This window comes from Collinsella sp. AM15-2 (assembly GCF_003471985.1).
In the GTDB taxonomy this organism is placed as follows: Bacteria; Actinomycetota; Coriobacteriia; order Coriobacteriales; family Coriobacteriaceae; genus Collinsella.
This window is the reverse complement of sequence record NZ_QRKO01000013.1, coordinates 32,609-52,862: the sequence shown is the minus strand read 5'-3', so window position 1 is coordinate 52,862 and position 20,254 is coordinate 32,609. Positions and strand designations below refer to the sequence as shown.

General features: G+C 54.2%; 19 protein-coding genes. 7 read left to right on the top strand and 12 right to left on the bottom strand.

All coding sequences use genetic code 11. The annotated features are described in order from the left end of the window. Positions 1-3: 3 nt before the first annotated feature. The 10 genes from DW171_RS06885 to DW171_RS10430 form a co-directional block, all read right to left on the bottom strand. On the bottom strand, positions 4-696 hold the full coding sequence (locus DW171_RS06885) for a glycosyltransferase family 2 protein (RefSeq protein WP_055252468.1): 693 nt from the start codon (positions 694-696) through the stop codon (positions 4-6). Between the two features lie 49 nt (positions 697-745). Next, complete coding sequence (locus DW171_RS06880) at positions 746-1,978, bottom strand: lipopolysaccharide biosynthesis protein (protein WP_055252469.1); 1,233 nt, start codon at positions 1,976-1,978, stop codon at positions 746-748. After that, positions 1,979-3,118: a non-hydrolyzing UDP-N-acetylglucosamine 2-epimerase gene (gene wecB, locus DW171_RS06875; RefSeq protein WP_055252470.1), complete on the bottom strand. Its 1,140-nt coding sequence runs from the start codon at positions 3,116-3,118 to the stop codon at positions 1,979-1,981. It lies immediately after the preceding gene. Positions 3,119-3,143: 25 nt separating this feature from the next. Then, positions 3,144-3,950, bottom strand: coding sequence for a glycosyltransferase family 2 protein (locus tag DW171_RS06870; protein WP_158570933.1), 807 nt, complete (start codon positions 3,948-3,950; stop codon positions 3,144-3,146). 16 nt (positions 3,951-3,966) lie between these two features. Beyond that, a complete protein-coding gene (locus DW171_RS06865; protein ID WP_055252472.1) occupies positions 3,967-5,154 on the bottom strand; it encodes a glycosyltransferase in 1,188 nt (395 codons plus the stop codon). Positions 5,155-5,259: 105 nt separating this feature from the next. Next, positions 5,260-6,399, bottom strand: coding sequence for a glycosyltransferase family 4 protein (locus tag DW171_RS06860; protein WP_118270795.1), 1,140 nt, complete (start codon positions 6,397-6,399; stop codon positions 5,260-5,262). 647 nt (positions 6,400-7,046) lie between these two features. Further along, a complete protein-coding gene (locus DW171_RS06850) occupies positions 7,047-9,863 on the bottom strand; it encodes an N-acetylmuramoyl-L-alanine amidase (RefSeq protein WP_118270794.1) in 2,817 nt (938 codons plus the stop codon). Between the two features lie 207 nt (positions 9,864-10,070). Continuing rightward, a complete protein-coding gene (locus DW171_RS06845; RefSeq protein WP_055252476.1) occupies positions 10,071-11,174 on the bottom strand; it encodes a hypothetical protein in 1,104 nt (367 codons plus the stop codon). Between the two features lie 140 nt (positions 11,175-11,314). Further along, complete coding sequence (locus DW171_RS10385; RefSeq protein WP_255413388.1) at positions 11,315-11,437, bottom strand: hypothetical protein; 123 nt, start codon at positions 11,435-11,437, stop codon at positions 11,315-11,317. Between the two features lie 48 nt (positions 11,438-11,485). Continuing rightward, positions 11,486-12,136 carry a DDE-type integrase/transposase/recombinase gene (locus tag DW171_RS10430; protein ID WP_226790514.1) on the bottom strand — a complete coding sequence of 217 codons (651 nt, stop codon included), beginning with the start codon at positions 12,134-12,136 and terminating at the stop codon, positions 11,486-11,488. On the opposite strand from DW171_RS10430, the gene DW171_RS06835 reads away from it, so the two are divergent. From DW171_RS06835 to DW171_RS06820, 4 genes are all read left to right on the top strand, one after another. Beyond that, the gene (locus tag DW171_RS06835; RefSeq protein ID WP_118270792.1) at positions 12,129-12,452 is read left to right on the top strand and encodes a phage holin; all 324 of its coding nucleotides are present in this window, start codon (positions 12,129-12,131) and stop codon (positions 12,450-12,452) included. The genes DW171_RS10430 and DW171_RS06835 overlap by 8 nt on opposite strands. A 64-nt stretch (positions 12,453-12,516) precedes the next feature. Next, entirely contained in the window at positions 12,517-13,008 is a 492-nt protein-coding gene (locus DW171_RS10320) for a hypothetical protein (RefSeq protein ID WP_226790515.1), read from the top strand. Then, positions 13,001-14,275, top strand: a complete 1,275-nt coding sequence (locus tag DW171_RS06825) for an SIR2 family protein (RefSeq protein ID WP_158571031.1) — start codon at positions 13,001-13,003, stop codon at positions 14,273-14,275. The genes DW171_RS10320 and DW171_RS06825 overlap by 8 nt, the downstream gene beginning before the upstream one ends. Before the next feature lie 43 nt (positions 14,276-14,318). Beyond that, entirely contained in the window at positions 14,319-16,100 is a 1,782-nt protein-coding gene (locus DW171_RS06820; protein WP_158570936.1) for an ATP-binding protein, read from the top strand. Between the two features lie 418 nt (positions 16,101-16,518). Here DW171_RS06820 and DW171_RS06815 read toward each other — a convergent pair whose 3' ends face one another. Next, positions 16,519-16,815 carry a hypothetical protein gene (locus DW171_RS06815; RefSeq protein WP_055252705.1) on the bottom strand — a complete coding sequence of 99 codons (297 nt, stop codon included), beginning with the start codon at positions 16,813-16,815 and terminating at the stop codon, positions 16,519-16,521. Positions 16,816-17,248: 433 nt separating this feature from the next. On the opposite strand from DW171_RS06815, the gene rhuM reads away from it, so the two are divergent. From rhuM to DW171_RS06805, 3 genes are all read left to right on the top strand, one after another. Beyond that, positions 17,249-18,193, top strand: coding sequence for a RhuM family protein (gene rhuM, locus DW171_RS06810; RefSeq protein ID WP_118270789.1), 945 nt, complete (start codon positions 17,249-17,251; stop codon positions 18,191-18,193). 184 nt (positions 18,194-18,377) lie between these two features. Continuing rightward, entirely contained in the window at positions 18,378-18,920 is a 543-nt protein-coding gene (locus DW171_RS10170; protein ID WP_055252273.1) for a hypothetical protein, read from the top strand. Continuing rightward, positions 18,920-19,645, top strand: a complete 726-nt coding sequence (locus DW171_RS06805; protein WP_158571030.1) for a nucleotidyl transferase AbiEii/AbiGii toxin family protein — start codon at positions 18,920-18,922, stop codon at positions 19,643-19,645. Before DW171_RS10170 ends, DW171_RS06805 begins: the two co-directional genes overlap by 1 nt. Here the strand turns inward: DW171_RS06805 and DW171_RS06800 are convergent. Beyond that, positions 19,595-20,161: a hypothetical protein gene (locus tag DW171_RS06800; RefSeq protein WP_187360521.1), complete on the bottom strand. Its 567-nt coding sequence runs from the start codon at positions 20,159-20,161 to the stop codon at positions 19,595-19,597. The two genes, DW171_RS06805 and DW171_RS06800, sit on opposite strands and share 51 nt — an antisense overlap. Between the last annotated feature and the right edge of the window lie 93 nt (positions 20,162-20,254).

The window sequence follows — 20,254 nt, the reverse complement described above, 5'->3', positions numbered from 1 at the left end:
TAATCACCTGAACCACTGAACGAAAAGAATGGAGATGCAAGCTCGCGCCATGTAAGCAATCGACTTGGAGATATTAAGATAGCTCTCCCCCGCCTGGCGTTCACGCATCTCAACTTGAACCTCGCTCACCTTCGCCCCCTTTTTTATAAGAAGTGAAATGCTCTCGGGCTCAGGGTTAAGCGAGTCGTCCTGCGCGAAGCGCTTAATCATTTCCTTGCTAAACATTCTCATTCCCGAGGTAGGGTCAGCTACGCGCTTTCCCGTAGTCAGCTTGATCATGACTGTAATAAGGCGTGAGCCAATCATTCGAGCGGAGATTTCCTTTTTCACGTGGAGGAAGCGTGAGCCAATTACGATATCAGCGTTTTCATTAATAGCGGTCTCGAGCATTTCATCGATATACTCAGGCATATGCTGACCGTCCGCATCAAACTGAAGGGCATAATCGTAGCCGTTGCGGAGCGCGTACTTCATGCCCGTCTGAAATCCAACGGTGAGGCCAGAATTGACTGGCAGTGTTACGTAGTTGTACCCACGATCGCGACAAATCCGCTCAGTTAAATCCTTGGAGCCGTCGTTTACTACGAGATAGTCAACACTTGGAGCGACACCTACCAGCTCGTCAACCGTGGCCTCGAGCGATTCTTCCTCATTATACGCTGGAATAATAACCAGCAATCGATGATGCTTATCCATACATCCACCTTACCTTTTATCTTCCGAAACGTAATCCAGGCATCACATACTATTTCCAGTAGCCTTTTAGCTGAATAACTAACACGGTTGCCATGAAGCCTATTCCACAAAGAGCAGAAATGAGACAGACATATGTAACACCATCCATCGAATACAGAGCAATTAAAGGTAAGGCGCAGAGAGAGGAAATTAGAGCAGCAACATTCCCAACAAAGGCACCCCGGAAGTTTCTGATAGCCATTAGCAAATCGTTTACAAACCACATATACCCCGTAAGCATCGCAAGCGCCACAAGCGGAGGAAGTAGATATGAAAAGCCAGACATCTTTTTCCCATACACAAGAACAAGAACCGGCTCACCTAAAACCATTACTCCAATAGCGCACACCAGCCCCAGAACAACGATCCCGACCGTCGCCTTTGTCAAAAGCGCATTGAAGCCTTTCCTGTCCCTAGCAGCAAAACTCTCCGAAAAATAGCCTAGAAGAGGATTGTAGATATAGGAGGCGCCCGTCTGAATAAGCGCAACAGGAGCAGCTGCGGCAGCATAAATGCCAAGAGCAGCCTCCCCTTGAACACCAACAAGGTATTGCCTTGGAATCGAAGATGCTGACGCCGCGGCAATGGACGCAAGAACGATGGGGAGACATCTCAAGGCCAGTCGAAGGCACTTTTTGAACGAGATGCTTGGGGCCAATGGGCCGAATTGAAGGGTCCTTGGCAAATCGTAGACAGCACCAACGAGGATCACGACAACGGTCATTGCAACTATCGCCGCCTCGAGCGATTCGCATAAGCCAAACACTACGGTAAAGGCAACAAGAGATAGAATCCCCTGAAAAGACAGAGACTTACCGATGTAATCCATTCGATGATGGCGCTGATCGCACGCGTGAAAGACGTCTACAACCAAGGAAATAGACTTGTAGACGGCATAGAGCAGAATAGCTGCAATCGCTCCCGATTCGCATGTAAACAGCGAATAGCCGGTGCACAGAGCGAGCGCGACTCCGCAAGTGAAAAACCGAAACGCCAGGTATTCACCCGTGGTATTCTCATTCTCAACATCTGAGACCTGGTACGTATACATGCGATACTGAGCGATAGGGGCAAAGATGTTGTAGATGGACATTGCCAAAGAGAAAACGCCGGATGCCTCGTAACCTGAACCAAGGCGAACGATCAGAATCGTAATCAGCCATTGGCAAGCAAGGTTAACGATGGAACCGAACGAGTTCCACAGCATATTCTCTTTAAGAGAGAGCTGCTTAACCTCACTCATCTACCGAACCAATGCTTCCCCGAGACTTTGCAGCCCCTTCTCCAGAACATCAGCAATTCGCTCACTCGCATGACCGTCACCATACGGGTTGCTGGCATGAGCCATGCGGGAATATGCTTCTTCATTCTCTAAGAGGTCGCAACATGTTGAGAAAATAGCATCTTCACTTGTGCCAACAAGCTTAAGCGTGCCCGCCGCAACGCCCTCAGGGCGCTCGGTCGTATCACGCATCACCAAAACCGGCTTACCCAAGCCCGGGGCCTCTTCCTGAATGCCGCCTGAATCGGTAAGAATCAAGTAGGAGCGGGCCATGAAATTATGAAAATCAACCACGTCTAGAGGATCAATTAGATGAATGCGGTCGCAGCCGTCCAACTCTTCATGAGCCGCCTTGCGAACGACAGGATTCAAATGTACAGGATAAACAGCGCGCACGTCATCATGCTTTTCAACAATTCTGCGAATAGCCCTGAACATGTGGTGCATGGGCTCGCCAAGATTCTCTCGACGATGAGCCGTAATCAAGATCAGGCGCCTATCTCCAACCCAATCAAGCTCGGGATGCGAATAATGATCGCGCACCGTCGTACGAAGCGCGTCAATGCCAGTATTTCCCGTCACGAAAATTCGACTGGAATCCCGATGCTCAGAAAGCAGGTTGTTGCGAGCTGCTTCAGTTGGAGCAAAGTGCCAAGCGGCAAGTATGCCGGTTGCCTGCCTATTAAATTCCTCGGGATACGGTGAGTGGATGTTGTATGTACGCAGACCCGCCTCGACATGGCCCACGGGAATGCCCTTGTAGAAGCATGCAAGTGCGGCGGCAAAGGACGTCGTCGTATCACCGTGAACAAGAACAACGTCGGGCTTGAGCTGATCCAGCACGCCGTCCAAGCCATTAAGAACAGCCGTGGTAACATCGAACAAAGTCTGTCTTTGTTTCATGACGTGCAAATCAAAATCGGGCACAACCCCAAACTCCTCAAGGACCACGTCGAGCATCTGGCGATGCTGGCCGGTAACGCAAACCTTCGCGTTAAGGCCAGATCGGTTCTTCAGCTCCTTTACGAGAGGACACATCTTGATTGCTTCGGGCCTTGTTCCAAATACCAACAGGACCGTCTTCTTCGACAAAGAGCTCATGCTGCACTCCATACTTCACTCAAGCCTATTTGCACAAACCAAACATTTTCAATAACGAACGGTACATAAATCCACAAAACGGAATGGCTTTTGCCCTTATTCCGACTGTGCTATGCATCAACTCTGAAACGTACAGGCGATATCCCTTCCAGTTCGTAATGAGCAGCCGATCAGTATTCTTCGTGTAGCCATCGGCAAGGTATTCGCACACGTAGAGAGGAAAGGCGTACCCACGAATTAGATATCCATCGTTGCTGAATCTATTAAAGACAACTGCTTCAGGAACAAACCGCTCATCTTCAAAAACCGGGAATCGGTACTTCCTCAACCGTTCCGTCACAAAGGCCTCGGCAAGGTCACCCGTAATCCCCTTCGATCGGCGATCAATTGACGAATAATCGATGTACGAACCCACATTGTCTTGCAGAATTCCTCCCGTAAGCTTGTTGCCCGGAAAAATACGAACTCCCGACAAGGCAATCAGGCGCTCGTTAGACATAACGGTTTCACAGTTCTCCCCAATACGCTCCAAGGCATCATCGGTTAGATAATCGTCGCTGTCTACCGGGAAAAACAAGGCTCCCTTCGCCTCATCAAGACCCTTATTCCATGCAACGTGCTTTCCGCTATTGACCTGGAAAAAATAGCGGATAGGAAATTTCACCTGACAATCTTGCTGCATCGCCTCGACGAGCTTTCGCGTATCATCCGTGCTTCCATCATCAACAATTATCCATTCGAAATCTCGAAAAGATTGTCTTTTCAGACTTTCGAATAGCTTGGGAAGGATATATGCGCGATTATAAGTCGGGGTAAAAACCGTTATAAGCATAGACGACCCGCTCACTTTAGCAACTGGACCCAACGCTTCCCAAATCCCTGGCAAACGGGATGAGGGAATTTGCAAAAGAAACCTTTTGCACCAGGCGATCACATGAATCCCTGTCGCATACCGCATTGTCCATTTTCAAAACGAGATCATCCACATCCCCGTTATACAGAAGTCCAACACCATGTCTATCAATCTCTTCGGCAATGTCGTAAACGTAAGGAGTAGTGATTACCGGCCTGTGCGCCGCGACGTATTCCAAGAACTTGTTAGGGTAAGCAAAGTGGTTCGTTGGAACGTCCTCTCTCAACATCACGAAGAAGTCCGCAGCACAGAACACGCTAGGGAGGTCAGATGGCTTGAAGCTATCGAATTCAACGTCGTCACAATCACCGATTGCGGCGCGTGCAGAAGTAACGTCACCAGACAAAACAAGTAGCTTTGCCCCACGCCTCTTCAGTATTTCGCGATACAACTCTGCAGTTTGCGGAAGGCATTGCCACGACGAAGCTCCGCCTGAGTAAACGAGCAGCCACTCGTCATCTTCTACGCCGTACTTCCTCCTATAATCCTCTCGATACTTAAGCTCCTCCGCACGACCAAAGCTTGGCTTCGCCCCCGTCGCACACGGAACAATGTAGAACTGACCCTCTTTGCAGCCGCACTCTCGACAAAGGAAACTGCGATACGCTCGAGAAACACAAAAGATACGGTCGAACTTACGCAAATATTTGCGCTGCTCGTATCTCTCAACAAAAGCGGCGGCACGGTGGAATGAGCCAAGGAAGAGGGGCTCGTCGCGTGCAAGAAGGGAGCCGTCGCCGTAATAACCATGAACATCAGCACATACAAAAGCTCCCGACGCCTCGGCGGCGCGCTTCATCCGGTCGACATAACGAAACAGCCCCACGCCAGAAAGGATGATCGCCTTGTAGGAGCCACTCAAAACCTTTTTTTCCGCAGTGGTAATTAGCTCTTCATATCCCGACAGCAGCTGCATGGGATTCATAAAATCCCGCCGAACATAAACGCCGGGTCCAAAAGCTTCACCACCCTCAGAAACACCCAAGCGAACATTGCAAAGAGCCGCAACATCAGACTCAATGCCCCACCCATTCTTTAGAGCATCTGCTCTATTTTTAATCAGGCTAAACTCGCCGCCCGAGGTGGCAACATTCCTTGAGGTCACAATAAGAATATCGTGCATCACTATACCTTCTCATTCTCCTACTTCTGAAGAAAACAATATCCGAACGAGGAAACAAAACCGCGGCAAACCCCAGTCAACGGAAAAGCAACACCAACGTAATTGCTACGCACCAAGAAGTTCAACGAGCCTCTCTGCAGTATTGCCCCACGTACAATACTCTCGAACTCTACTCTGGACCAGCCGTCCCTTTCGCCGCGTCTCCGCTTTCGATGCGCACGCCACTCGTATTGCTGCGGCAATTTGGTCGGGAGCACAGCCATCCAACAAAAAACCGCAATCTTCCTCACCAAATACTTCGTCAACTCCGCCCACCAAGGGAATGATTGCCGGGGTGCCGCACGCCGAAGACTCGAGAAGGGTCGTACAAAAACCCTCTGATCTCGTAGGAAGACACAGCACGTCTGCGGCCTGAAGCAAGGACGACACATCCGCCGGACGCAAAGGACCAACATAGGAGACATTCTCAGGAGTAGAATCCATCAACTCACGCAGGGGACCATCACCCGCAACCACCAACTTTACGGGCGTTTCATTCAGTTGCTTCATAGCCGCAAGAAGGGAGTCGATACCCTTCTCGGGAATCAACCTTCCAACAAAACAGGCAAGAACAGAATCCGTCCCGACGCCCAATTCGGCACGAAAATCTCGATTTGAGGCATTGGAGCAATAAGCATCAACGTCAATCGCGTTAGGCAGGATATCAATGCCAGAAATACCAAATTGTCGAAGCCAATCCAGGCTTTTCTTAGAAACACCGCAAAACACTGGATGAAACCGCTTGGCAATCGAAGTAATTATGTGTTCATAGGCGCGAACGAACACATCCAATACTGCGTTTCCGAATGTAAGATACTGCGATCCATGGTCAAGAACGATGGGGGTAAGATGATGGCGCCTGGCGAACCGAAGCCCACAGATTGAATGGGGATAAAACCTCGTATTAACTAGGACGCCATCGAAGCACTCGCCATCAAGAGCCCTCAGCATGCTCCGATAAGCTCTTCCAAAACGCGAGACAGGGAACCTGCCACCAAGCAATGGAAAACACGGCAGTCTTACAACCTCAATACCATCGTCTGTTACCTCTCGAGACGGCAGCGAATCGCAATTACACGTGACCACGACCGGCTTATGGCCCATGCCAATGAGCGTAACTGCGAGGTTTCTGGTATAGGACTCAACACCGCCAATGTGAGGCAGATATTGAGCGGAAAAGATTGCTATTCTCAGCGCTTCAGCCATTGATTCTTTCTTACTCTCTCGTCATCTCTATCTCGCTCTAGAAAAGCCAGAACGAGCTTGAATCTTGGCATAAGAGCTCCCAATCTCTTAGCAAAAGATATAGTTTATGGTAGCAGACCGCCCTACAAACAAAAGGACGGAGCTCACGCTCCGTCCTTTTGCTACTTGACGGTCACGGGATTAGTCGTAAAACCGTTACCCAGATACTCGCTTGGTCGACGAGGGACATGGTCGGACCGGACCAGTCGACCTCCATGTTCCTGCCCGCCTTGCGGCCGACCCTGCTCACGACGTTCCTGCTGACCGTGAACTGCCTGTATCGCTTGCAGAAGCGGTCGTAGGACATCGCCGCCTCGCCCCGCGCGGCGCATCCTCGCGGTACTCGCCGTGCAGGAAACTGAGCGTGATGCCGACCTTCGACGCGTGCAGTGCAGAGGCGATCACGTTGAGCGACAGGTTCGACGACGTCAGCCTGAGCACCACCCTCGCCGGTATCCTTCTCGCCAAGATCAGTTCCTTTCTCTCGACTACCGGTATGGCGTCTCGAGCGTATAGGCGGCGAGCCGGTGGGTCGCGGGCGCGGATGTGAGCGGCACTAAAGCGCGCTACAGGTGGTACAGAGAAGGACGATTACTCATGTAGACCCATTACATGCACAAAACATCAAGGACAATTGCATTTAAGCCTTCGCCGTAACCTTTACCGGGAACGGCCCAACGTCCATTTAGGTCCGTCGTCTTGGGAGCACACCCACGGGAAACAAGATTAAAGCGTGGGTCAATACACGGATTATTCAAAGGTTCAGTTGTTGCGTACGCTTTTAAATGCTGCGCCTGAACCCTAAGCCCTTCTCTAACGGAAGAAAAAGTATATCCGGGATTTCCAGGACCGGTGGCTCCAACACCTCCAAAATTGCACTGATTTGCCTGGACCAAATTTCCGAATCTTAAATAGCCCGTCTCTTTCATGACTTGAGCATATAAAACTTCAGGACATACTCCCTCAAATGAGGCTTCTTCGTAAAGGATCTTACAAAACTCATCAATAGAGGCGCTGCCTTTGCTTTTATACACGCTTGTTGGATAAGTATGCTTCCCAACAGTCCTGCCGTAATGAACGGCAGCATCCTCGTAAGAAGTGAAAGACGAGGACATTATATAGCCCTCAAATCCAGTCATGCTCGAACCATTACGGTGCTCTTTCATCCCATATTCGAGATAGTGGAGATAATACTCTTTTAAATTACTTCCGTAAGCCTTCCTAAGATCGAGGTACCTCGTTCTATAACTATAAACGTCGAACGCCTCGGAGCCGCGGCGGCCCTCCGACATTCCGTAGTTGATGAAGTGCCGCAGGACGGCCGAGTCGTCGACCACAGTCACGCCGCCGTAGGTCGACTTGGTGAAGGCCTTCTCGACGTCGCCGTTGCGGGAGAGGTAGAACTCGGGGTCGTAGACGGGAGCGTAGTCCACGCCGCCCGCCTTGGTTGCGGCGCCCTTGAGCTTCGAGCAGCCGGTGGCGTGGCGCCCCTCCTTCTTGCCGTACATAAGGTAGTGCGAGTAGTAGCTGGCGAGGTCGGTGCCGAAGGCGGCGCGGAGATCGGGGTACTCATTGTAGTAGCTCTGCACGTCGAACGCCTCGGAGCCGCGGCGGCCCTCCGACATTCCGTAGTTGATGAAGTGCCGCAGGACGGCCGAGTCGTCGACCACAGTCACGCCGCCGTAGGTCGACTTGGTGAAGGCCTTCTCGACGTCGCCGTTGCGGGAGAGGTAGTACTCGGGGTCGTAGACGGGAGCGTAGTCCACGCCGCCCGCCTTGGTTGCGGCGCCCTTGAGCTTCGAGCAGCCGGTGGCGTGGCGCCCCTCCTTCTTGCCGTACATAAGGTAGTGCGAGTAGTAGCTGGCGAGGTCGGTGCCGAAGGCGGCGCGGAGATCGGGGTACTCATTGTAGTAGCTCTGCACGTCGAACGCCTCGGAGCCGCGGCGGCCCTCCGACATGCCGTAGTTGATGAAGTGATCCAGGGCCTTATCTTTGCTTCCGTTTGCCCATTCGTTAACATCTGGATACTTATTGAGATAGTAGTCGGCATCGAAAACAGACGAATAATCAAGCCAAGAGGATTTGGGGAACTGCGCGATGATGGCATCCGCATCAGCTTCTCCAAGACGTTTGCACCCGGCATCACTAAAGTACTTGTTCGCATCGCCCCAATTGGAGATAAATCCGTGTTCAATCAAAATACCGGGGATTCCAGCTTCACGAGCACAACGAATAACGGCGAATTCGTCGCCTACCTGCATCTGAAAGACACCACGGTTTGTAAGTCCGAGAGCAACAAGATTGTTCTGAACCTTCTGGGCCAGTTCGTACGAAACCTGGGTATAGTCAGCCCCGTTCACGGTAGGCGAATATACCTCGGCACCATGAGCTGCTGACGAACCCGAATTGATATGGAAACTGATATAGGCCTGAGCGCCCTGTTTGACGCAACGCTGAACGCGGTAAAGGAAGTCGTTGCTTCCGTAACTGCCCGACTGCTCACGAGCGAGAATTACCTTAAATCCGTAATTCTCAAGCTTGGTCTTACACGCGCTAACAATCTTCCAAGTTAAGTCGGCTTCGCTCTTCCCATTGCCCTGAGCGCCAGAATCGGATCCACCGTGACCGGCATCAAGTGCAATCACACGAACGTTTTTACGAGCTGAACGGGAATCGATGCTATAAGCCGCAATGCCGTCATCATCTTCAGAACCGGAAAGCGCCTCTTCAATAGAGAAAGCCTCGACAGGATTGCCGTTCTCATCGGCATAGTAGACCGACATATCATCGGAATTGTCAACGCGATCAGATGAAGAAGACGAACTGACTACGTCAAAGCTGTAATCCTCAGACGAGAGGTCCACTGAATAGACTGCTTTCGAATCCTTCACCTGATACGTAATACCGGTTAAAAAATACCGCGCTACCAACAAATCTTGTCCGAATGTAAAGCCCGCAGCATTCCCAGAGAAAGCCGAAGCTTCAACGGAGCGCTCTTCGCCAAAATTGCTGACGAATGATAGGGACGCAGAGGTCAAAACATCAGAATCAGATGCAGTTGCGAACGCCGCCTCTTGCATAGCACCCAAAGAAAGAGAGGGCTGCGCAATGTACAAGTATTGGAAAGAGGCATCGACAGAAGAGGAATCGGGAGATTGGGCCGGCTGAGCGGCCGATTCGACTTCCGAATTACAAGAGTCGGCTTCGGCGGTCTCCTCAGTATCCTCACAAGAGTCGGCTTCGGCGGTCTTCTCAGTATCCTCGGAAACGAAATCCGAAAGTGAAGAGGAGCTAGAGGTCTCGGCTTCATTATTTGAGAGCGAGGAAAACTCAAGTGCATAGGCCGACGAAACGGGAGCAAGGAAGGAAGAGGAAACCAGAACAGCGGTAACCAAATTAGCAACTGCGCAACGAACCTTTTTCATATATGCACTCCCAATAAATTACGTAAATCTAAATAGTAGACTTTAACCAAAACAAAATAGAGCTCAAGCAATTCTAACTGAATTACTTGACCTACTGTTAACCCAATTTCGCCCTTACACCATTATCGGAACCGAGCTGAGGAAGGCAGCGTAGGAGAAACGCGATTACGAATTTGTGCACAGCTTGGGACTTGGCCCAACAATGGCCTACCTTGGCAAAGAGACCCCTGCAATCTTGTCCCACAAAACATCAAACACCCTACCCGGATGCTTGAACAGCGCCCGATACAGAACCTGTCGAATCGCCTCGACGCAGGACGCGACAACATACACGCCGGTCACTACAAGCATTACGGACAGCAGCCCCCACGCTGGGTGGCAGTGGGAGAACACAAGCAAGTTCTTCCACAGCAGCTCCTGCATGTACGCGCTGTCCGTGGCAAGGTACACGCCAAACGACAACGTGGCCAAGTAATTGACAGCAGGCCAATGCGCAGGTTGAGCATTAAAGACAAACAAGCACACCGGAAGTGCGATCGCAAGCGACAAGAGGCTTCCAGGATTAGTCACCACCGATCCGTACACGCTGGAAGCGAAAGCGCTCAAAAGGAGCACGTCCTTTTGAGCCACAAAGTAGCAAACGTACACAGCAACGTACGAAAGAACGGGCAGCACCAAAACCCTCGGACCCGCCCCACCGCAATAATGCCACTTAAACCAACATGTCACGCACGCGATCACGACCGTCTGACCCGTCAGGGAGGAAACAAAGCCACCAATTGTCGAATACGGCACAACGGGCAAGACCCCATATAGCACGACCAGTAGCATACAGAGCTCGCCCAGCCGCCGGCTCGTCAACGCACGCAACCCGTCGAACAGATAGGGTGCCACAAGAATCAGCAGAATATACACCGTAGGAAACCACCACAGCGAGGCGAGCGGAGCAAAGACGGCAGCCATCAGCTCTCCAGCTTGCAGCCCATCCCCCGCATTAAACACGCCAAAGTACAGGACGAGCGGCACACTGTAAAAGAGCATCTGCCCCAGCAGGGTCCAAGCCCTTCGCAGCTGACCCTTAAGTGTCAGTTGTGCGTCGGCCAGATACCACACCGTAATGATAAAAAACACGGCAACGGCAATACGCCCCGAAGGGTACAACACGCCGTGCAGTACCATGCGTGCAACGGTCCCGGGGAAAACGGAAATAGGCTCAGCATTATGAATCACGAAATGATGAGCCACTATGAACCACATCGAGATGATGCGCAGAAGCTCAACCTTTGAATTGCGCCCTTTTGAACGTCCCAAGCTCTCCCCCATCAACCGTGCAACTTTTATGAGTCGCTAACGTATCCCGCATACCAACAATTTAGCCAATTACACCTGGAGGGCAAGTTGTGTCACGAAAAGTGGTGTAAGCCCCTCCAGGGCCGTTGTCGGCCGATATCCTACGCGACCTTACCGAGCTTGTCCATGAAGGCGGCCTTCAGCGCGGCAACGGTGGCGCCCCCGACGCGCTTGTGGCGGCACCACTCCGCGACGTTGCGCTCCAGGTGGACTGCTTCTGTCAAGGCTAAACTGAACACCGGGGACTGCAGTGGAAACCCCGGACTGTGTTCCTACGCTACAGGACCTAGGCTTCTTCGGAACTGCATCGGGCTCATATAGCCCAGGTCGCTCTTGCGGCGCTTGTCGCGGTACCAGAACAGATAGGCGTCCGGCATCTCCATGAACTCCCCCATGCCAGCATCGTCCCAGCCCCTTCCGTGGAAGGACTCCACCTTCAGCCTGCCGAAGAAGCCCTCCGCCCTTGAATTGTCGGGTGAGCACCCCTTCCTCGTCATCGAGCGCACGATGCCGTGCCCATCGCAGATGGCGATCCAACCGGGCCACCGGTAATGGCTGCCGCGGTCGGAGTGCACCCAGTGGTGCTCACCATACGCAAGCTGCGAGCAGGCCCGCAGGAGCGATGAGTTGGCAAGCACCGCGTTCGGGGGCGTGCCGATGGACCAGCCGACGGGCATTCCGTTGAAGCAATTGATCGCCGGCGAGAGGTGCACTTGCCGGCGGGGATGCGGAATTCCGTGATGCCTGTGACCCACAGCCCGTTTGGCTGGCCGCGAAGCGGTGTCTGCCCCTCTCGTCCAGGCAGGTGTTCCCAGGCGCCACGTAGACCTCGCCCACGTACGGGCTGTACCTGCGCCTCCTCCGCGGCGCGCAGGCGACCAGCCCCTTTGAATTGCCCATGGAAGGAGAAGACCTATGGGCATCAACTGGAGGGTCCGCACGAAGCCGCTGGCGTTCTGGCTGGGCATCGCGGGCGCGGCGGCGACACCGGTGCTCGCGTACCTGGGACTCGGCTACGAGGCCATTCCACGCGCATGGGCGGCCCGCGGCGCGACCGACCCAGCTCGGCACCCGGAGCGAACGCAAGTTCGGCGCGGGCGGCCCCCGACGGGCGAGCACGTGGCAGTGGTTGCTCCGCTGGGGGGCATAATAATGAACGGTTGGCCTGCGTCCCGTGGCGGTTGCTGCAAAGGCTCCGCTTGGGAACAGATGCAATATTGCGTCCGCACCTTCTGTTAGAATTGTTCACTAGTGTTTTATGCTGCGGTTTTCTGATCCGCCGGCATGGGCTAAGGGGTGTTTTTTGGCTGTACAGGGTAAATCAAAGGAGCGCGTTCAGGACGTTGGCGAGGTCTTCACCAACGAGTGCGAGGTGAACGCCATGCTTGACATGGTGAAATCCGAGACGGAGCGCATCGACTCCCGGTTCCTGGAGCCGCCGTACGACAACGGCAACTTCCTCGCTGAGGTGCTGCGACGCAAGCTTTCCGTGGTGGCCTCGCGCTACCGCAAGAGCGCGACCGACTGCATACACGGTGCCGTCGCGGCGAGAAAGGCTGGCGCAGAGAAGCCGAAAACCGCGGCCGACAGCGGCGCGGCCGGCGTCGAACAAGGCCCAGTTGAACGCACTGGGAGCCGGGTGCAAGGTGCGCCACAAGGCATGGGGCGCCGGCACCGTGACGAGGATAGACGGCGGCTCGATCTACGTGAGCATCGGGGGCAAGGAGCGGATGTTTCAGTTCCCGGGCGCGTTCGAGCAGGAGTTCTTGAGTTTATTGGGAGCATGCATGTCTGACAACGCAATAAACATACCGGGCAACGTGTCCTCCGATATGCAGAAAGAATCCTCCAAACCCCTTTTTACCTTGCAGAGGGGTGCAACAAGGCGTGAGGTAAACGCGGTAGAAGCCAGACATTTTGTTCAAGGCATTCTTTCCAGGTCGATTAACCTAGCCACGCTTATCGGCTCTGGCGCATCTACTCCGGCCATTCCCCTGATGGGTGAAACCTTCAGGAACTTGCGAGCGGACCTCAAGCTCAACGATCCCGATCTATCTATCCTTCTGGAAAGTCGGATAACTAAAATTGCCTGTCGAGATAACGAAGACCCTGCGAAGTACTCGAACATAGAGAACCTCCTCTCGTGGCTGAGTCAGCGCATCGAGGGCTCTCTAGATAGCGCCGATGACGACAAGAGGGTTTCCGATGCAGTTCGCAAGGCCTTTCTCGAGTCCGTCGACATCAAATACAGCGCGGAGCACTCCGACGTCCTTGATAGCTATCGTAAGTTTGTTCAGGGACTTGGCGTATCGCGACAGATCCTTGCGCGCGGTGGTCAAGCTGCCTTCGACGTCGTTAATCTCTTCACAACAAACTACGACCTATTTCATGAGATGGCCCTTGAATCGAGCGGCTACGCCTATGTGGACGGGTTCTCGAACGGGCTGATACCCACATTCAACCCGCGGGAATACCATCGCAGGCCGATTGACCTCGACGAGAGATTCAGGGATCACTACGAACCGGTGAACCCCTTCTTTCGCCTTTACAAGATGCACGGGTCCATCAACTGGAGGATTTATGACGGAAACGTCGTAAGGGTCCCCAGGTTTCCCGACATCACCGACGAGTACCAAGGCGACAGACAACTTATCGCCCCGATGACTTCCAAATACGCCTTGACCCAGGGCTCCCCCTATAGCGATATGTTCCGCGAGTTCGTAAATGCCCTCGCCGTCCCCAACACAGTCCTTCTGACTTGTGGATTCAGCTTCGCGGACTCTCACATATCAAACCTTATCAGCCAGGCTCTTGCGAGGCCCGATTTCACGCTCCTCGCCTTTATCGGCAACCCGGCAGAAGCAGATGTCGGTTCCCCTACACGTGTGTTCTACGATAAGGCAGGTGGCGCGAACACCTATTTCGTATATCCAAGTGAAAGGGAACTGGACCGCAAGCGCCCGCTATACTTCTCGGAATTTGCTGACTTTATCGGGCCCGAGATCACCTTCGGAGACGATGTGGCATCTGGATCTTTGGGGCTTGGTGACAAGAATGACTAATGAGGTTCCCAATCCGGGTTGGCTCATCGGCACCATCTGCTATATGGATCAGGAGAAGATAAGACTACGCGCATCACGTTCCGACTTTTCAGACCGGATGCTCGATGGCGAGCCAAGGCATCTAAACGGGCTCAATCAATATCTCTTTTCCTATCTCTCTATCTCGACAAAGATCATTTTTCGCGTGACTTCCGTAGAAGAGGCCGAGAGGCCGTATTCCGACCAGCCTTCGTCGAGGTTTAGCACGAGCTATATCTTCACCGCCGTCCCCATTGGAGAGATTGAAGGATCTTCCTACGTGCCCGGCGTAGTTGACCTCCCCATGGTCGGCTCCAATGTCTATGCCTGCGATGAATCAATCCTCAAGAGGGTCTTTTGCGTGCGGGAAGGAGTCGAGATTGGGTCCCTCGCTGGGTACGATTCAGTAAGACCCACTTTTGATATCGATTCCCTGTTCTCTGGTCATCTCGCTATTCTCGGTAATACCGGCTCGGGAAAGTCCTCAACCGCGCGGCTCCTGCTTGATAGGGCGGCATCGCTCTTAGATGCCGAGGACGCGCTCGATGCAGAGCCCCGATTCTTCGTCTTCGATCTGCACGGCGATTATGACTTTCTCACGCGCGGCGGTTACGGCTGCACGAGACGAATCGGCGCTGATGAGTACCACCTCGCGCCCGGAGAGTTGTCGATGGATGACTGGTCAGCTATTCTCGACCCCTCGCGACGCATCCAGAAACCTCTGCTTGAGAGGGCCGTGAGATACTCCCACCTCAACGAGGAGGGCAAGAAGAAGCTATTTGCTGCCTTTGCATATACCGCAATTCGGGACACGAGCATCGATAGCCACGCAGCGAGGAAGTTTCAGGTCTCAAAGTATTACCAGCCGATTGAGGGAGAACTTAACAAGATTCTCGAACGCGAGTCCGGACCTTTCTCTCGCCCTCAGACCGCTCATAACCTGTTAGTGTCTTTCAACCTGGAATACGGAAACATATCGAAAGATGTCGTCGAAGGGCTTGAGTCCCTTTTGAAGGAGTTCATCGAGGACGAATACATGTCCGATGGACTTCCCAATATCGAACGCATCTTATGTGAGTACGAAAAACCTAAAAGCGAGGTCTCAATCTCTGACGTCGTTGATGCGCTTGACTTCGTGTTCGACGAAGAAGAAGTGCGGGGCAACCGTCAGATAAGGTCGTATTCAGAGGGGCTGGTTACTCAGCTTAGAAACCTTAGGGAAAGGTATTCGCAAGACCTCTTCTCACTTGAGCGGGGCGAGTCAATTGCTGCCCTCTTAAACAAGGGGCATGGCATTCTTGTGCTAGACGTATCTCAGATAATCGACGAGTCAGGATTGAAGTTGTTTTCCCACTACGTTGCGCGCACCCTCTTTCAGGCTAGCCTAGATGCAGGAAGAGGCTCCTCGACACCCATCTATCTCATTTTTGACGAGGCGCATCGCTATATCAGGGATGCAGACCTGACAGACGACTCAGTGTTCAATCGAATTGCACGGGAGGGCCGTAAGTTTGGCATTTACCTTACCGCCATCAGCCAAATCCCCAGTGAGCTTTCCCGCGTCGTGCTCTCTCAGACGGGAACCTTCATAATCCACCGCATTCAGAACTCTTACGACCTCGATTACGTTCGCCGCAATATCCCTTCCATATCAAATGGCCAGGTCATGCGCCTTCCCGCATTCGCCCCGGGAACCGCGACCGCGCTGGGAAGCTCCATTACGGTGCCCCTTGAACTACAGATAGACGATGACTTTGCCGACGAGACGCCAACGATCCGGATGATGAAGAGCAATCGGATTCGATAAAGCTATTTGTGGCCGGCCCGGAGAATGCCCGCAACGGAGACGTTGTGGGCATTTCCTTTTGCCCGCTCGGGGCATGGGAGTCATACGTGGGTGAGTAGGATGGTAAGCCGCAGGGCAGCAAGGGCAGCCGGAGGAGCCGCAGGAGCAGGCGCCGCAGGTAGAGGCGGTGTCGAACTACTGCGAGCTTCTCAACCGGCGGGACGCGCGCTACGCCTAGCAACAAGCCAGAACAAGCACAGTAATTTTCAGCGCACCATACACGCACTCGCTGCTAAGGTTCGGCCCCAGCCACGGATCACCCGTCAAGAAGAACTCCAGCCAGTGCTGCATAAACAGTGCCTGCTCGCGCTTCCAACGGCGCAGCTTTTCCTCGCTGGCCTCTTCCCTGCTGCGCGAAGTGAACTCGTAGTGGTGCAGCTCAGCATAAGGTGTAAAGATGGTGCGGTAGCCCCCATACGCGCAGGCAAAAATCCGCATCGTTAAAACCGACGGCAAACTTCTCGTCGCAGCCTTCAACCCGTTCATAAACGTCGCGACGGACCATCTGGCAGGCGCCCGTAACGGCGCTGAAGTTGCCCGGGTGCACGGCACGGGCAAGATATCCCTCGCGCTTTGCCGAAAAGTCCCAGTTGGCATGGGCAAGGGCGCCGCGCACGCCGACCACAATGCCAGCTAGCTGAACCAGATGGCCAGCAAAGTAGAGCTTGGCACCCACTAAAGCCCATTACTTGCTCAGGATGACCAGGAAGGTCAAGAGAAGTAGGAGAAGGATAATCCTATCCATCTGGCTACCCCCTGCCTTGTAGAACCGCGGCCCGGAATACAGCTGGCTTCGGAGAACAAGGCAGAGGACGACACACCGCCGCGTCCAGCTAAAATTTAAACAGAAATACGTACGCATGTTCGCGTTTCGTGGTACACTGTATCTACCAGAATAAGACAGAGTGAAAGTCGCTTCGGAGGCCCCCAATGGTACGAAGCGCCGGCGCCGCGGATCCCCGCTGCCCCGACCCTGGCTTAGCCGGCGCACGCGACGCCGACTGACCGGCGGGATGCCGGTTGAAGCTACGCAATACCGGCATGTTGAAACCACTCGTCCTCCGGCGTGCGGATCATAGCATGTCGACTAAACCGAAGGGGCATACATCATGGACAATTCCAACGCAAGCCAGCAGATCGCTTTGTACGAGGACCCCGACCACGCAGTCCACCTTGACGTGCGCGTCGACGGCGATACGGTCTGGCTAACCCAGCAGCAGATGGCGACGTTGTTCGGGCGCGGAGTGCCGACTATCTCCAAGCACATTCATTCCGCAGCAAAGGAAGAGCTTGCCGGAATTCGAACTATTTCATTTTTTGAAATAGTTCGCTTAGAGGGAACAAGAACGGTCAAACGTCAGGTCGAGCACTACAACCTCGACATGATCATCTCGGTTGGCTACCGCGTGAAGTCTCAGCAGGGCGTGTACTTCCGCCGGTGGGCAAATGGCGTGCTCAAGCAGCATCTACTCCAGGGATACTCCATCAACCAAAAGAGACTCGAGGCGCTCGGAACGGTCTTCAAGGTCCTCGAGAGGTCGAGTACTCCGGAACTCTCCGGTGCGGCAGAAATTCTACAGAAGTACCTTCCGAGCCTGACTCTGCTCGATGAATACGACACGGGAAGGATGAAGGCGCCCCGGGGCAACGAGCCCAACTGGGAGCTCGGTTACACCGAAGCCCTCGAAGTCATCCGCAGCCTACCGTTCTACTCGTCGTCCACCCTGTTCGGACGAGAGCGGGACAACCAGTTCGCCGGAATCATCAGCGCCCTCTATCAGGGCTTTGGCGACCAAGACCTATATCCCTCCGTTCAAGCAAAGGCCGCCAACCTTCTCTACCTCGTAGTGAAGGACCATCCATTCTTGGATGGCAACAAGCGCTCTGCAGCGGCGCTCTTCATTCACTTCCTCGACAAGAACGGGATACTGCGCAACGGCGAAAGACTCCGCGTGGAGGGCAACGCGCTCGCGGCCATGACGCTCATGATTGCCCTCTCTGACCCAAGCGAGAAGGACTCCATGGTTACGCTGGTGGAGAATTTCATCGCGTAGCGCCTTCGCCCGAGCACCAGAATCGACGTTCCTTCATATAGCAGATGCAAACGAGGAAAGGGCCATCAAAGTAAGGCACCGTCATGGCGAGGGAGGTGCCGCAATGAGTCGTTCCATGAAAAGCCATATAAGCCTACAATTGTCATCAGATGTAGGCTTATATGGCTTTCGAGGGGAGGCCGGCATGGTGATCACCTACCGGGAGGCGCTGGCTGAACTCGGGAGCAGGTACCGCGTTCGCAAGGCGGTGTCGGAAGGGACGCTCCACCCCGTCGGCCGAGGGATGTACTCGACCAACCGGGACGAGGACGCCCTCGCCGTGATCGCGAAGCGCTACCCCGGGGGCATCCTGACCGGGCAGACCGCGCTCTACGCCCACGGGCTCGTGACCGCGCCCCCCGACCGGATCGACCTGGCCACGAAGCGCGGTGGGACCAAGATACGCGACGCCGCCGTGCGCCAGCACTTCATCCCGGAGGGATGGCTGGGCGTCGGGAGGTCGACCGTCTCGGTGGACGGGACCGAGCTTGCCGCTTACGACCCCGAGCGCATGCTCCTCGAGCTCATGCGCTCGCGCAACAAGCTGCCCTACGACCTCTACCGGGAGGCCGTCGCCTCGTTCCGCAGGCGGTCGGAGCGGCTGGACATATACAGGCTGCAGGACTACGCGGAGGCAATCCCGCACGGCGAGGCACACCTCGAGCGCGCCATGGAGGAGGTATTCTGATGGACCTGAACGAGATGAGGGCGCGCTACGAGCGCGAGGAGGGCTACTCCTGCCTCAACGCGACCGCGCGCGTCTGCCAGGACGTGATCCTCTCAAAGCTGGCGGCATCCGGCATGCGCGACCGAGTGACGGTCAAGGGAGGGGTCCTGATGTGCGCGCTGTCGGGGAGCGGGCGCCGCGCAACCCAGGACATAGACCTCGACTTCGTGCGGTACCCGATGACCGACGCCTCCATTCGCTCCTTTGTGTCCGCCCTCTCGAACCTCGGCGACGGCGTAACCGTCCGCATCGCCGGCGAGATAGAGGAGCTGTCGCAGCAGGACTACAAGGGCAGGCGCGTCAACCTCAAGGTCAGCGACGGGCGCAGCACGTTCGACACGAAGCTCGACCTGGGGGTCCACGCGAGCGCTGCGATGGAGCAGGACGAGCTGTGGTTCGACGTGGCACACCGGCAGGAGGGCGTCTGCCTGCTTGCGAACTCGAAAGAGCAGGTGTTCGCCGAGAAGCTCAAGTCCCTGCTGCGCCACGGCATCCGAACGGCCCCGGAAACTCGTTTCATGGAGCGTTTCATGGAAAATCCCCCCAATCTAGCAACGGTTCAGAGTCTACTAGATTGGGGGGGACGCGAGCCAAGTCGACAAGGGCAGTTAACCGGCGGCTATTCATGCCTCGATTTAGAACCGCTCGAGAATCTCCGCGGCGTTCTCTCGCAGATAGATATCTAGGTCCGGCACGGCAAACTGCACGTAGCCCCTCTGCGGAGCTTGAATAACCTCTCTTTGAAGCAGCTTAGCCCTAATAGAGCTGACCTCATTGGTCTTTTTACCCATGCGTTTAGCAATCTCAGATGATTTGGACTGCTGCTTATCCTCGCACATGGCCAAAAGGTATTTGATATCGTTGAGTCCAAGTCCAGAAATCGCGGGCTCGTGAACAACATCGTGAAAACGAGCCTCTGCCAGCGCAATGCCTTCGGTGACGTCGCCCTCGCTCACAATGGCACTTTTGGCACGATGCAAGTTGGCGCGTTGCCAAATGGAGTAACCGACCAGTTGCACCAGATAGGCATAGCCCTTAGTGGCCTTAGCGGCTCTCGACAGAAGATCGTCCTCTATGGTCAAACCAGTCGCGACAAAGCTATCGCCCATAGAGAGCGCTACCTCCACCTGGTTGATAGGCGCCAGATCTTCGGAGAGGGCACGACGCAAGAACGTAAGCGCCTTGCCGTTAATAAGATCCATAACGCCGGCGGGTAAGCCGGCAAAGGCAAGTGCGATATCTACTTATATCGAATAATATCGAGCTGTATAAGCTTGTATAAACTTATCGCGGAA

Excerpts from the sequence above, each read along its gene's own strand:
- DW171_RS06885 (WP_055252468.1), bottom strand. The coding sequence starts at position 696 with ATGGATAAGCATCATCGATTGCTGGTTATTATTCCAGCGTATAATGAG.
- DW171_RS06880 (WP_055252469.1), bottom strand. The coding sequence starts at position 1,978 with ATGAGTGAGGTTAAGCAGCTCTCTCTTAAAGAGAATATGCTGTGGAAC.
- wecB (WP_055252470.1), bottom strand. The coding sequence starts at position 3,118 with ATGAGCTCTTTGTCGAAGAAGACGGTCCTGTTGGTATTTGGAACAAGG.
- DW171_RS06870 (WP_158570933.1), bottom strand. The coding sequence starts at position 3,950 with ATGCTTATAACGGTTTTTACCCCGACTTATAATCGCGCATATATCCTT.
- DW171_RS06865 (WP_055252472.1), bottom strand. The coding sequence starts at position 5,154 with ATGCACGATATTCTTATTGTGACCTCAAGGAATGTTGCCACCTCGGGC.
- DW171_RS06860 (WP_118270795.1), bottom strand. The coding sequence starts at position 6,399 with ATGGCTGAAGCGCTGAGAATAGCAATCTTTTCCGCTCAATATCTGCCT.
- DW171_RS06850 (WP_118270794.1), bottom strand. The coding sequence starts at position 9,863 with ATGAAAAAGGTTCGTTGCGCAGTTGCTAATTTGGTTACCGCTGTTCTG.
- DW171_RS06835 (WP_118270792.1), top strand. The coding sequence starts at position 12,129 with ATGGGCATCAACTGGAGGGTCCGCACGAAGCCGCTGGCGTTCTGGCTG.
- DW171_RS10430 (WP_226790514.1), bottom strand. The coding sequence starts at position 12,136 with ATGCCCATAGGTCTTCTCCTTCCATGGGCAATTCAAAGGGGCTGGTCG.
- DW171_RS06825 (WP_158571031.1), top strand. The coding sequence starts at position 13,001 with ATGTCTGACAACGCAATAAACATACCGGGCAACGTGTCCTCCGATATG.
- DW171_RS06820 (WP_158570936.1), top strand. The coding sequence starts at position 14,319 with ATGGATCAGGAGAAGATAAGACTACGCGCATCACGTTCCGACTTTTCA.
- rhuM (WP_118270789.1), top strand. The coding sequence starts at position 17,249 with ATGGACAATTCCAACGCAAGCCAGCAGATCGCTTTGTACGAGGACCCC.
- DW171_RS10170 (WP_055252273.1), top strand. The coding sequence starts at position 18,378 with ATGGTGATCACCTACCGGGAGGCGCTGGCTGAACTCGGGAGCAGGTAC.
- DW171_RS06805 (WP_158571030.1), top strand. The coding sequence starts at position 18,920 with ATGGACCTGAACGAGATGAGGGCGCGCTACGAGCGCGAGGAGGGCTAC.
- DW171_RS06800 (WP_187360521.1), bottom strand. The coding sequence starts at position 20,161 with ATGGATCTTATTAACGGCAAGGCGCTTACGTTCTTGCGTCGTGCCCTC.